Consider the following 13,770-nt stretch of genomic DNA (forward strand, 5'->3'; position numbering starts at 1 on the left):
CTTGACGGGGTGCAGTTCATTTGGAGAGGACGGCTTTCTCTTTTTTGGTTTGAGCCGATTGTAAGCGCACACAAAAAAGCGGCCTATTCTACAGGAGAAGATCAGGGAAATGGAGAGCCGTGGGATTTCCACTACGCTGCTGCTATGTACAGGAGTCTTCCCCGTTCAAGCTAGATGCAGACACATACCAACAAGCGGTAGCGCCATTGAGGGATCACGTCGATATACTCCTTCTGGACTGCATGGGGTACACGGAAGAAGCACGTCAGCTGGCAAGTGATCTGACAGGTCTGCCGGTCATCCTGTCTTCTGCCCTCATGGCGAAAATTTTATTAGAAATGATTTAGCAAGCAGCGAGCACCCTGTTACGGGGTGTTTTTTTGTTTGCCCTCTCATAACCACAAGTTATCACCACTCATGTAAAACCGCTATTTCACATTGCTGCAAAAGCGTCTTACATTGGTACATAACAACCTATTAAAAAGCTTTCCATCACATTTGCTTTTTAAATGACTGTGATAAATTTTCGGAATACCTTTTTCTATCGAAATTTTACTACAATGAACAGGTGTAACGAGAGAGTAGAGCCGGGGGAACAGGAATGATTTTACGTAATGTGCTAATGATTACCTTTGGATTCCAGATCATGATTTTCGCCACGAGACCGATCATGACGTTGTATGCGTCTCACTTGGGGGCAGATACGTTTCTTATCGGGATTTTGGCCGCGACTTTTGCGTTTTTTCCGTTGTTGTTTGCCATCCATGCGGGAAAAATTGCGGATTACTTTGGGGACCGCATTCCGCTCTTCTTGTCCAACATCGGCTGTGCGATTGGACTGACGCTTCCTTTTCTATTTCCGACATTGCCTTCACTCTTTGTCTCCCAGGCGATCGTAGGGATATCCCATGTTTTCATCAATGTATGTATGCAAAATGTCTTGGGAAAAGCGGCGACAAAAGAAAATCGCGACCACTACTTCAGCATTTTTAGCACAGTCGTCGCACTCGCAAGCTTTATTGGTCCAGTGGTCGGTGGATACTTGTCGGAGCATGTATCGTATGCGTCCGTATTTATCGTATCGGTGATCATCAGCGTTGTGCCGATTTGTTTTTCCTTGCTGATACCAAAAGTGGTGGGGCAGAAGAAGCAGATGGCAGCAGAAGAATCGGGCAGCTCCTTTACTTTATTGCGGATTCCGCTGCTGCGCAAAGCACTCGCGACAAGTGCGCTCGTCCTGTATTCTCGTGATATTTATGTGGCGTACTTCCCTTTGTATGCGAGTCATTTGGGGATCTCAGACTCGAATATCGGGTGGATTGTTGCCATTCAGGGACTTGCGATGGTTCCAGTCCGGTTCTTTTTAGCCAAGCTAGCGGAAAAGGCAGGCAGGGAAAAGGTTTTGCTGTTTTCCATCTTAACGGCGGGGATCTCGTTCATTTTCATTCCGTTTGTCAGTAATGAGTGGTGGCTGCTCGTGTTGAGCGCCATCATGGGGGTAGGATTGGGATGTGGGCAGCCTTTATCCTTGACCACGACATACAACGCTTCACCGAAAACGCGCACGGGTGAAGTGCTGGGGCTGCGGCTTGCTTCCAATCGACTCTCGCAGCTCATTGCGCCACTGTTTTTTGGCGTCATTGGCAGCTGGGGTGGGCTAGTTGCGGTCTTTTATATTAGCGGTGCCTTTTTGCTCGGCGGCGCCTTCCTAACAAAAGAAAAGCAATCAGCAGCCAAGCAAGGATCGTCAGTCAGTAGTTAAACGGATAGTGATCATGCAAACGCCAAACAAGGGCTCCAAAGCAGTAGGGCTCTTGTTTTTTTACGCAACGTTTTTTTCATTTCATCGCGAACTTGCATCGCAACAGGAGTGACGATACCAGATCTTGTGCTATAATGACTACGGGTGAAGATAATGAGCGAAAAATCAATCAGAGAACGAATTATTGAAACGTCCATGCGCTTGTTTGAAGCAAATGGCTACCACCGGGTGACTGTGGACCAAATTGTCAAAGAAAGCGGAACGTCCAAAGGTGGTTTTTATCACAACTTTAAGTCGAAGGATGAGCTTCTTTACATCATTCACGATCAGTTTATCTCTTACGTACTGGAAAAGGCGGAGGAAGCTTACGAGCAGTGGGAAACACCGACAGAGCGGTTGCAGGCGATCGTGAAGTCCTTCGTCATGATGATCGATCTGTATCGATCACAAGTGACCATCTTCTATCAGGAAAGCTTATTCTTGGCCCCCGAATATTTCAGAGACATCGAGATCAAGCGGGATCGTTACAAAAAAATCATGTTCACGGTGGTACAAGACGGTATCGACTCTGGGGAATTTCGTCCCGAGCTGCCTGTTCCCATCGTATCGATGGCTATTTTCGGGATGGTAAACTGGATTTATAAATGGTACCAAAAGTCGGGTACATACTCGATTGAGCAAATTGCCGATATTTATGCAGATATGGTACTGCACTCCGTACTGAAACAGGATGCGATGGCAAACCCTGATTTCAATCGATTCTTTTTGACATCGTCGGAGATGCCGTTTAAGCCTTTTTAGGAACAGCTATAGGAGAAAAAAGCGACTGTGTCAAAAATCGCGCTGCGAGAAGATAGCGGGATGGGGCTGTGGTCGCTCCAAACCTGCTCTCGTTGTACAAAGCATTGCAACGAGATTAAAAATAGTTCCGTCAGACCAACCGGTTGGTCTGTACTATTATTCTGAAACTTGCTATACTGTAGCAAAGACCAACTGGTCGGTCTTGCTCAGTGTCATCAAACCAACTAGTCGGTTTGAGGTTCGTGAGCCGACTCGTTGACGGAGAAACAGGAGGAATGGTTGTGCTGACGATCTATGAAGTGAGAGAACTCGTGAAATTATTGGAGCAAACGGATGTAGAATCCATCGAGATCAAAGAAGAGGATGCACGCTTGTCCATTAAAAGACGCTCGAATGGAGTGGTTGTACAGACACAGCCCGCGACGAAGGTAGTGCTCGCACCTGTCAAAGCTGCTGCGCCCCCCCAAGCTGAAGCAGCAAAGCCGGTTATCGAAACGGTACGTCCGACAGCAGAGGTTCAAAAGGCTCTAAAGCTCGCAGAGGATCGCACAGAAAACGTGCATAAAGTGACTTCGCCGATGGTAGGCACTTTTTATGCCTCCCCAGCAATTGATGCTGCCCCTTATGTATCAGTTGGCAGTCAGGTTGAGAAATCTACTATCGTATGTATTGTAGAAGCCATGAAGCTCTTCAATGAAATCGAAGCAGAGGTCAATGGGGAAATTGTGCAGGTCCTGGTGGATAACGGACAGCTGGTTGATCTCGGGCAGCCCCTGTTCCTCGTCAAGACGGCAAAATAAACGGTGAGGCTTTCACCGATCGGGGAGGTCAAAAGACGTGAATAGAGAGACGATGTTTAAAGAATTTTCCGTCCCGACGTACGAGCAATGGCGGGAGGCGGCAGAAAAGACGCTGAAAGGCGCTTCTTTTGACGCCAAGCTGTTGACCAAAACCTACGAGGGAATTACTCTTCAGCCAATCTATCGACAGGAAGATATCGAAAAACTCAAGCATATTCATGTCCAACCGGGTGTTGCGCCATACTTGCGAGGCACAAAAGCGGCGGGAGCCTTTGCAGCGCGTGCTTGGGAAGTGTCGCAAGAGATCCTGGCTGCTACCGCAGAAGAGTTCAATCAGATTGCTCGTCACGATCTTGCACGCGGTCAAACGATGCTGAATCTGGTCTTGGATCAGGCTACGATGGCTGGACTTGATCCAGAAGATGGCGTAAATAGTAAAGTCGGAAACCAAGGGCTTTCCATTTTTAGTCGCGAGGATCTGGACCAGGCATTTGCAGAAATCGACCTGGAGAAAGTCCCGCTTTACGTGAACGCCGGCGCTTTTGGATTGCCACTGCTCAGCTTGCTGATTGCTCATATGAAGGCAAAAGGTCAAGATGCGAACAAACTTCATGCCTGTGTGGGTGCGGATCCAATGGCAACGCTCGCAAGCGAAGGAATTCTATCTGTCCCCCTGACCATCCTGTATGACGGAATGGCTCATGCGACTCGTTGGGCGATCAAGCATGCACCTCAAGTAAAAACCATTCTCGTGCAGGCGCACCCCTACCACAATGCTGGAGGAAGTGCTGTCCAGGAGCTGGGGTACGCTTTGGCTACCGGAGTGGAGTACGTGCAAGCTTTGCTGGATAGAGGACTCTCGCTTGAAGAAATAGCACCACGCATCCAGTTCGCTTTTTCTATCGGTTCGAATGTCTTTATGGAGATCGCAAAAATCAGAGCGGCTCGCATGCTCTGGGCCTCTATCATCGAGTCGTACGGTGGTTCGGAAGCCGCGCAAAAAATGAACATTCACGCGAGAACCTCTGCCTGGACGAAAACCGTACTTGATCCCCATGTAAACCTTTTGCGCGCGACAACGGAAGCGTTTTCAGCGGTAGTTGGCGGTGTAGACAGTCTTCATGTGTCTGCTTACGATGAAGCTATCCGTCCTGCCACCGAGTTTTCACGGCGCATTGCTAGAAATACGCAAATCATTTTGGAGCAGGAAGCCCATTTGGCAAAGGTGGCCGATCCCGCAGGCGGCTCTTGGTATATCGAGTGGCTGACAGACGAGCTTGCTGCAAAAGCATGGGAGCTTTTCCTGCAGGTAGAAGAGCATGGGGGCATGGAGAAAGCACTCGCAGCAGGTATGCCACAGGAGCAAATCGCAGCAGTCGCGAGCAAAAAGGCTGAAAATGTTGCTTCACGCAAGTCTCGTATCGTAGGGACGAATATGTACGCAAATGCACAAGAGCGTCCGGAACAACCTGAAAAACTCCAGTGTCATCCGGCAAAAAGGATAGCGGAGCATCAGGCTTATCTTCAAAAACAGGACCGTACTGCGATGGAGGCGATACTCCAGGCGCTTTCCTTTGACCAGCAAGATCTGCTGGATGCGTCGATAAAAGCTGTGCAGGCCGGGGCGACCTTGGGCGAACTGACGAAAGCACTGCTTCCATCCGGTACAGGAGCGATTTCGGTAAAAGCTCTGCCGCAACAGCGCATTGCTGAATCTTTTGAGCAGCTGCGCTTCCAGACAGAACAATATGCCGCAAAGACAGGCGGCAAGCCAAAAGTCTTTCTCGCCAATATGGGACCGGTATCGAAGCATAAAGGTCGTGCCGATTTCGCCGCGGAATTTTTCACGGTAGGCGGCTTTGATGTCCTACGCCAGCAGCAGTTTACTTTTGCTGAAGAAGCAGTGGAAGCCGCAAATGCTTCTGGTGCAGCGATCACGGTCATTTGCTCGGATGATGAGAGCTATCCCGAGATCGTTCCGACAATCGTGAAAGGGATCAAAGCGGGCCAGCCGGAGATGACTGTTCTTTTGGCGGGTCTTCCAGCAGCAGAACAGCTCGCTGTCTATAAGGATGTGGGGTTGGATGATTGCATCCACGTCCGTACGAATTGCTACCAAGTACTTCGCGATCTTCTGCAGCGTATAGGGGTGATGGCATGAAGAAGAGACCTGATTTTTCAAAAGTTTCGTTTCGGACAAATAAAAGTGTAGGCGCGAACTCATCGATGCCGGATACGCAGCAATCAATGGATGAGCTCCTCTGGCAGACACTTGAGCAAATCCCTGTGAAGCCCCTCTACTCTAAAGAAGATCTGGAGGGCATGGAGCATCTGGGGTATATGCCGGGTTTGCCTCCGTTTTTCCGTGGCCCTTATCCGACGATGTACGTGACGCAGCCTTGGACAGTGCGTCAGTACGCAGGTTTTTCTACGGCAGAGGAGAGCAACGCTTTTTATCGCCGAAATCTCGCCGCGGGTCAAAAAGGTCTTTCCATCGCGTTTGACCTGGCGACTCACCGCGGCTATGACTCCGATCATCCGCGAGTTGTCGGGGATGTAGGAAAAGCCGGTGTAGCAGTCGATTCCATTTTAGACATGAAGATTTTGTTTGACGGCATTCCGCTGGATAAGATGTCGGTATCCATGACGATGAACGGTGCGGTATTGCCGATTATGGCGTTTTATATCGTAGCTGCAGAGGAGCAGGGTGTATCGCAAGCTCAGCTGACAGGAACCATCCAGAACGACATTTTAAAAGAGTACATGGTGCGCAATACGTACATCTATCCGCCGGAAGCATCCATGAAAATCATTTCCGATATCTTTGCTTACACCTCCAAGCACATGCCGAAATTTAATAGCATCAGTATTTCCGGTTACCATATGCAGGAAGCAGGTGCGACGGCAGATATCGAGCTGGCCTACACGCTGGCAGACGGACTGGAGTACGTCCGTACCGGCTTGAAAGCAGGGATTGACATCGATGCGTTTGCACCGCGGCTGTCTTTCTTTTGGGCGATTGGCATGAACTACTTCATGGAAATTGCCAAAATGAGAGCGGGACGTCTGATCTGGGCAAACCTCATCAAGCAGTTTAATCCGAAATCGGAAAAGTCGATGGCGCTGCGCACACACTCCCAGACCTCGGGCTGGAGCTTGACGGAGCAAGATCCGTTCAACAACGTCGTTCGTACGTGCATAGAAGCGATGGCTGCAGCTCTTGGGCATACACAGTCTTTGCACACCAATGCGCTGGATGAAGCGATCGCGCTGCCGACGGATTTCTCTGCGCGGATCGCACGCAATACACAGCTGTTTTTACAAGACGAGACGGAAATCTGCAAAGTCGTGGATCCATGGGCAGGCTCCTACTATGTCGAGGCATTGACCGCGCAGCTTGTGGAAAAAGCTTGGGCGCATATTGAAGAAGTCGAGGCTCTTGGCGGCATGGCAAAAGCGATTGAGACCGGTCTGCCGAAAATGAAAATCGAAGAGGCAGCTGCACGTCGTCAGGCGCATATCGATTCTGGCAAAGAGGCTATTATCGGCGTGAATAAATATCGGTTGGACAAAGAAGATCCGCTGGAAATTCTCGAGGTCGATAATACCGCTGTACGTGAAGCGCAGATCAAGCGCCTGCGTGAACTGCGAGAAAATCGCGATGAGCAAAGAGTGCAAGCAGCTTTGCAGGCAATTACTGCGTGCGCAGAGACAGGGGAAGGCAACCTCCTGGAGCTGGCGATTGAAGCGGCTCGGGCACGCGCATCCCTCGGGGAAATATCCGATGCGTATGAAAAAGTCGTGGGTCGTCATAAAGCGGTTATCCGTTCCATTAGCGGTGTTTACAGCTCAGAATATGCCGATGCAGAAGAAGTGGCAGCGGTACGAAAAATGGCGGACGAATTCGAGCAATGGGAGGGCCGCCGTCCACGCATCATGATCGCGAAAATGGGTCAGGATGGTCACGACCGGGGAGCGAAAGTCATTGCAACCGCTTTTGCCGATCTAGGGTTTGACGTCGATATCGGACCGCTATTTCAGACACCCGAGGAAACAGCGAAGCAGGCCGTAGAAAACGATGTACACGTCATCGGGTTCAGCTCGCTTGCTGCCGGACATAAAACGTTGCTGCCGCAGCTGGTAGAAGAGCTGAAAAAGCTGGGGCGTGAAGACATCGTCGTGGTGATTGGCGGGGTCATTCCCGCACAGGACTATGCGTTTCTAAGGGAAAATGGTGCCGCTGCTATCTTCGGACCAGGGACCGTCATTCCTGTTGCTGCGCAAAATGTTCTGCAAGAAATCGTTCGTCGCCTGGAGGCTTCGAGCCTATGAGTGAGGCTAGGAACGACAGGACTTCCTTGCATTTTACATCGTCTGTCCGTCTCCCTCGCTTAACGGTTGAACAGTACGTACAGGGGGTGCGGGAAAACAACCGCACGATTCTTGCGCAGGCCATCACACTTGCAGAGAGCAATTCTGCCCTCCATATGAACATGGCCCAGGAAGTCATCAAGCAGCTTTTGCCGCATACGGGACATTCCATTCGGATCGGAATTACGGGTGTGCCGGGAGCGGGGAAAAGCACATTTATTGAAGCCTTTGGTACGATGCTTTGCGAGAGAGGACATCGAGTGGCTGTTCTAGCAGTAGACCCTAGCAGCACGGTTACACGTGGAAGCATTCTCGGTGACAAGACGAGGATGGAGCTGCTGTCGCGCAATCCGAATGCATTCATTCGCCCTTCTGCTACGGGGGGCACGCTCGGCGGGGTCAACCGAAAAACGCGAGAAACGATGCTGATCTGTGAAGCGGCAGGGTACGATGTAATCTTGATAGAGACAGTTGGCGTAGGGCAAAGTGAGACGACGGTTCGGTCCATGGTCGATTTCTTTTTGCTGCTCATGCTGACAGGAGCTGGAGACGAGCTGCAAGGGATCAAAAAGGGCGTGATCGAAATCGCGGATGCTCTTTTGATCAACAAAGCAGACGGAGAGAACAAAACAAGGGCACTCGTCGCACGCGGCGAGTACAATCGGGTCTTGCATTACCTACAGCCGGCGACAACCGGTTGGGAAACAAAAGCATACATGTGCTCTGCGCTGACAGGCGAAGGGATCGAAGAAATATGGAACGTCATCGGTCAGTTTCGTGATCAGACGACTCGAACGGGAGGCTTCGATGCCCGCCGGAGGGCGCAATCCCTGGATTGGATGCACAGTATGACGCAGGATTATTTGCGCTCCACCTTTTACAGCAATCCGGAAGTAGCCAGCATGCTGCCGCAGATCGAAAACGCCGTAGCCAGCGGACAGCTGACTGCGACGAGCGCGGTGCAACAACTAGTGGCGATATTTGAAAAAACGAGACAGTGATGGAACAGAAGGAGAGGTCGGACCATGAGCAGCATGCATGAAAAAATTGACGAGCTAATGGAGCGAAAATTTAAAGTCCAGCTAGGCGGCGGCGATGCCCGGATCGATGCGCAGCACAACCGCGGCAAGCTGACGGCCAGGGAGCGGATCGATCTGTTGCTCGATCCCGATACGTTCATGGAGCTAAATCCGTTTGTAGAGCATCGTGCGTCTCACTTTGGCTTGGATAAAATGGAGGCGCCTGGTGAGGGTGTCGTTACCGGTTATGGAAAAATAAACGGTCGTCCTGTCTATTTATTCGCACAGGATTTCACGGTATTTGGCGGGGCACTCGGTGAGATGCACGCCATGAAGATCGCCAAGGTGATGGATTTGGCAGCGAAGAACGGCGCCCCATTTATCGGCTTGAACGATTCCGGAGGAGCTCGCATTCAGGAAGGCGTCAGCTCACTTGATGGCTATGGAACCATTTTTTATCGCAACTCGATCTATTCCGGTGTGATCCCGCAAATCTCTGTCATCCTCGGACCATGCGCAGGCGGAGCCGTCTATTCTCCCGCGATCACGGACTTCGTTTTCATGGTGGAAAAGACCAGTCAGATGTTCATCACGGGTCCTAAGGTTATTGAGACCGTAACAGGGGAGAAGATTTCCTCCGAGGATCTCGGCGGGGCAAAAGTGCACTCCACTGTGAGCGGAAACGCCCATTTTACAGCGGAATCGGAGCAAGAAGTGCTGGAGCAGGTACGTCGCCTGCTAAGCTTTCTGCCGCAAAATAACAGGGACAAAGCGCCCGTACGCGATGCGGAGGAAGGGAAAAACTGGCAGGAGGAACTGCTGGAGCTCGTCCCTGCCGAAAGCACGAAAGTATACGACGTGCGCAAAGTGATCGAGCAAATCGTCGACTTTGGCGACTTCATGGAAGTACAGCCCAACTTCGCCCGCAACATCGTGATCGGACTTGCACGCATCGATGGTCACAGCGTAGGGATTATCGCGAACCAGCCAAAAGTCATGGCGGGGGGGCTCGATATCCACTCCTCCGACAAGCTGGCTCGTTTTATCCGCTTTTGCGATTGCTTCAACATTCCGCTGCTCACTTTTGAGGATGTATCCGGCTTCTTCCCGGGGATCAACCAAGAGCATGGAGGCATTATTCGCCACGGTGCGAAGATTCTTTACGCCTACTCGGAAGCGACCGTACCTAAAATTACGGTTATCCTGCGAAAAGCGTATGGCGGAGCCTATGTGGCGCTGAACTCCAAGTCCATCGGGGCAGATGTAGTCTATGCATGGCCGAATGCGGAGATCGCCGTAATGGGTCCTGAAGGTGCGGCCAACATCATCTTTGCCAAAGAGATCGAGCAAAGCGAAGACCCGGCTGCGACGCGCGCGGAAAAAATCGCTGAGTACCGCGAGAAGTTTGCCAATCCATACGTGGCTGCGAGTCTGGGAATGGTCGACGATGTCATCGATCCACGCGAGACGCGAATGAAAGTCGCACAAGCGCTGGAAATGCTGCGGGATAAAAAGGAAGAACGTCCTTATAAAAAGCATGGGAACATCCCATTGTAGAAGGGATCGATAGAGATGAAACTGCACGACATTCGCGAGTTAATCAAATTGGTGGATCAATCGTCCATCGAGGAGCTGGAGTGGGAAAAGGGCTCGACCTCCATCGTGATCAAAAAAGCAGCACCCGTTGTCGTAGCGGCAGCGATGGAGCCAGTTGCTCAGGTAGCCGAAGTCGAAACCGGCTATCAGGAAGCAGCGGTGACAGCCGAGGCTGCGGAACAAGCACCAGTGGTACAGGAAATGATCCATACGATCACTTCTACTGGAGTAGGTATTTTCAGCACATCGGTTGCAGCAGGTCAGAAGGTTCAGTCTGGAGACGTGGTAGGGCGTTGCACGGTAGACGCCCTGCAGCTTTCCCAGGATATTGTCTCTCCTTTCGATGGAGAAGTCGTAGAACTGCTCGCAGAGGATGGTCAGCTCATCGATTACGGAAAAGCTTTGCTGACTGTCAAACAAGGCTAGGAGGAGAGCGTATATGTTTACAAAAGTCTTAGTAGCCAATCGCGGTGAGATCGCTGTCAGAATCATTCGCGCTTGCCGAGAATTGGGAATTGCCACTGTCGCTGTGTATTCGGAGGCAGATCGCGAAGCCTTGCACGTCCAGCTAGCTGACGAAGCGTACTGCATTGGACCGACTGCCTCCAAGGACAGCTATCTGAACATGCCGCGCATCATGAGCATTGCGCTTTTGACGAAAGCAGAAGCGATCCACCCCGGATATGGCTTCCTGGCAGAGAATGCGTCGTTCGCACAGCTGTGCCAGGACTGCTCCATTACGTTTATCGGACCGGATCCAGAGTCCATTACGAAAATGGGGGACAAGTCCGAAGCGAAGGCGACAATGAGTCTGGCAAACGTACCACTCGTTCCAGGGACGGAAGGTCTGATTGATGACATCGAAGAGGCGCTCTCCGTTGCAGCCACTATCGGTTATCCTGTCATCGTGAAAGCAACAGCAGGCGGAGGCGGTCGTGGTATGCGTCTCGCCTATGACGAGCAGGAGCTTAGCAAAGCGATCCACCAAGCACAGAAAGAAGCAGAGTCCGCTTTTGGCAACGCGGGTGTTTATCTCGAGAAATATGTGGAAGAGCCGCGCCATGTCGAGATCCAAATCATGGGTGACAAGCATGGGAATGCCGTCTATCTGGGCGAACGTGATTGCTCGATTCAGCGTCGTCATCAAAAGCTGGTAGAGGAAGCGCCATCCCCAGCACTCGATCAAGAGCTGCGCGAGAAAATGGGGCAAGCTGCTGTGGCAGCGGCAAAAGCTGTGAACTATCACGGGGCAGGGACCGTAGAATTTTTGCTCGACAAGCATGGTCAATTCTATTTCATGGAAATGAACACACGCATTCAGGTCGAGCATCCCGTGACGGAAATGATTACGGGGATTGACCTGATCAAGGAGCAAATTTCGGTTGCTGCAGGCAATCCGTTGTCGTTTACCCAGGAAGATGTCAAAATCAATGGTTGGGCGATCGAGTGCCGCATCAATGCGGAGAATCCTGCGAAAAATTTCATGCCCTCGCCTGGAAAAGTGGTTAACTACCTGCCGCCAGGAGGCTATGGCGTACGTGTAGATAGTGCTGTCTACCCCGGCTATGAAATCTCGCCGTTTTATGATTCCATGGTGGCGAAGCTGATTGTCTGGGGAACAGACCGCAACGAGGCGATTTCCCGCATGCGTCGTGCCCTTGATGAGTTTGTGATCGAAGGTGTGCATACAACAGTGCCATTCCATGAGAAGCTGCTGGAGCACCCTGATTTTGTTGCCGGTCATTTCGCAACGAATTTTCTGGAGAAAAACAAGCTGGATCTATAAGGAGAACGTAGATTTCCTAGCAAGAAAAGGAGCCTCGAGGTTTTGGGGCTCTTTTGTGTGCAGAAAAGAAGAGATGTATGGCTACTTGCGAGGGGAGCAAAGCTTTCTAAAAAAGAGTAGGTGGCCGAAAAGGGTGACAAGCAGAAACGGGTAAACAAGGGCAGAATACCAGAGCTTCCAACCGTTGTAGTAAAAAAAACCAAATGGCTGTATGCTTAGCCATTCATAGAAAAGACAGAAGAGCCAATGAAGCAGTAGGTAGACGGCCTTTGCATACAGGCCTTTGGTAATAGGAAAAAGGTTTAGGTAAATAAAGCTATACGCCGGATAGAGACCAAACAAAACGAGAAGCACTTCATAATCCGGACCAACGTGAAAGTAACCGTACAGATTATGTTTAAGGTCCAGGTAGGTATCCGTGATGATAGCAAGAAAAACAGCAAATAGGGAGGTTACATAGATTTCATGCCTGGTCAGTTTTTTCGGGATCCAAAAGGCAATGCCATTGCAGGATAAACCTGTTCGGATGGCGTAGGTAACTGGCTTCCCATGATCCGTAGAAAAATATGGTAAGATTAAAAAACAATAAAGAGAGAGAAGGAGAAAAACGATGCTGGTACAGGTTGCAGAAGGAATTCATCTGCTGTCGATACAGTTTCCCTTTGGCATGCGGCAAGTAAACAGTTATGTGATCGAAGGCAAGAACGGTGTGACCATTGTAGATACGGGCAGCTATGCAGAGCAGGCGATCGGGATCTGGAAGGAGGCACTGCCAGAAGGGACCAAGGTAGAAAAAATCCTTCTGACGCATTCGCACACTGATCATATCGGATTGGCAAAATGGCTGCGGGAGACGTATCATGCACCATTAGTGATAGCGAGACAAGGCTATGAGGAAATGAAGAAGCTTCGTGCCCGCCGAAAAGCACACGAAGGGGATGCAACGAGCACGTACCCCTTTTTCACAAAGCATGGAGGCCCATCGGTCAGTGAGAAGGCCATGCTGGAGCAGCTGGACGCCGATTATTTTGAACCGGACGAGCTTCTGGAGGATCAGCAGGAAATCCAACTGGGGGATCAAGCGTTTGAAGCGATTTGGACGCCTGGGCATTCGCCTGATCACTTTTGCTTTCTGAATAAATCCAACGGAGTCATGCTGATTGGCGATCATGTGTTAAACGAGATTTCACCGCTTATTCCGATCTGGACGGAGCAAGATGGCAACCCTTTGGCGGTTTATTTTGAGTCTCTGGAGAAGATAGCCAAGCTGCCGGTGAGCATCGGACTGCCAGGGCACGGGAGTCTGATTCGGAATGTACCGGCGCGTATTCACGAGCTGCGTGCCGGCCATGAACAAAGAATGCAGCAGATTTTAGCTGCGATACCAGACGCGGGAAGTACGGCAGGGGAGCTTGCCCAAGCGGTATACGGATTTGAAAAAATGTCGATGCGCCATAGCGCAGAGTTTTTAATGACACTCACCCGTATTCTCTACCTGGAGTCAGTGGGTAAAGTGCAGGCTCGGGAACGAGAGGGAGTCATTTCCTACCATACGGCACAGTAGCAAATAAGCGAAAGAGCGTCTTCTGAAGAAGGAAGGCGCTATTTACCGTTCCCTTTTGCTGACAGCTGTCC

Annotated in this window: 11 protein-coding genes; all 11 read left to right on the forward strand. The window is 50.7% G+C overall.

Translation table 11 applies throughout. The annotated features are described in order from the left end of the window. Positions 1-119 precede the first annotated feature (119 nt). The 11 genes from EDM55_RS10400 (at position 120) to EDM55_RS10450 (ending at position 13,699) form a co-directional block, all read left to right on the forward strand. Positions 120-347, forward strand: coding sequence for an AroM family protein (locus EDM55_RS10400; protein ID WP_092270057.1), 228 nt, complete (start codon positions 120-122; stop codon positions 345-347). A 254-nt stretch (positions 348-601) separates the two neighbouring features. After that, positions 602-1,762, forward strand: a complete 1,161-nt coding sequence (locus tag EDM55_RS10405) for an MFS transporter (protein WP_092270054.1) — start codon at positions 602-604, stop codon at positions 1,760-1,762. Positions 1,763-1,915: 153 nt separating this feature from the next. Continuing rightward, a complete protein-coding gene (locus EDM55_RS10410) occupies positions 1,916-2,563 on the forward strand; it encodes a TetR/AcrR family transcriptional regulator (protein WP_174769250.1) in 648 nt (215 codons plus the stop codon). 281 nt (positions 2,564-2,844) lie between these two features. Further along, positions 2,845-3,363 carry an acetyl-CoA carboxylase biotin carboxyl carrier protein gene (accB, locus tag EDM55_RS10415; protein WP_122960281.1) on the forward strand — a complete coding sequence of 173 codons (519 nt, stop codon included), beginning with the start codon at positions 2,845-2,847 and terminating at the stop codon, positions 3,361-3,363. A 37-nt stretch (positions 3,364-3,400) separates the two neighbouring features. After that, the gene (locus tag EDM55_RS10420) at positions 3,401-5,524 is read left to right on the forward strand and encodes a methylmalonyl-CoA mutase family protein (protein WP_122960282.1); all 2,124 of its coding nucleotides are present in this window, start codon (positions 3,401-3,403) and stop codon (positions 5,522-5,524) included. Then, positions 5,521-7,695 (forward strand): methylmalonyl-CoA mutase, encoded by a 2,175-nt coding sequence (gene scpA, locus EDM55_RS10425; RefSeq protein WP_122960283.1) that lies wholly within the window; start codon positions 5,521-5,523, stop codon positions 7,693-7,695. Before EDM55_RS10420 ends, scpA begins: the two co-directional genes overlap by 4 nt. Continuing rightward, positions 7,692-8,735, forward strand: a complete 1,044-nt coding sequence (meaB, locus tag EDM55_RS10430) for a methylmalonyl Co-A mutase-associated GTPase MeaB (protein WP_122960284.1) — start codon at positions 7,692-7,694, stop codon at positions 8,733-8,735. The genes scpA and meaB overlap by 4 nt, the downstream gene beginning before the upstream one ends. A 24-nt stretch (positions 8,736-8,759) precedes the next feature. Further along, complete coding sequence (locus EDM55_RS10435) at positions 8,760-10,310, forward strand: acyl-CoA carboxylase subunit beta (RefSeq protein WP_122960285.1); 1,551 nt, start codon at positions 8,760-8,762, stop codon at positions 10,308-10,310. A 15-nt stretch (positions 10,311-10,325) separates the two neighbouring features. Continuing rightward, on the forward strand, positions 10,326-10,775 hold the full coding sequence (locus tag EDM55_RS10440; protein WP_122960286.1) for an acetyl-CoA carboxylase biotin carboxyl carrier protein: 450 nt from the start codon (positions 10,326-10,328) through the stop codon (positions 10,773-10,775). A 13-nt stretch (positions 10,776-10,788) separates the two neighbouring features. Next, a complete protein-coding gene (gene accC / locus EDM55_RS10445) occupies positions 10,789-12,135 on the forward strand; it encodes an acetyl-CoA carboxylase biotin carboxylase subunit (protein WP_122960287.1) in 1,347 nt (448 codons plus the stop codon). Between the two features lie 610 nt (positions 12,136-12,745). Continuing rightward, a complete protein-coding gene (locus EDM55_RS10450) occupies positions 12,746-13,699 on the forward strand; it encodes an MBL fold metallo-hydrolase (RefSeq protein WP_122960288.1) in 954 nt (317 codons plus the stop codon). The last annotated feature ends 71 nt before the right edge of the window (positions 13,700-13,770 follow it).

The sequence above is a fragment of the Brevibacillus centrosporus genome (assembly GCF_003710815.1).
GTDB lineage: Bacteria > Bacillota > Bacilli > Brevibacillales > Brevibacillaceae > Brevibacillus > Brevibacillus centrosporus.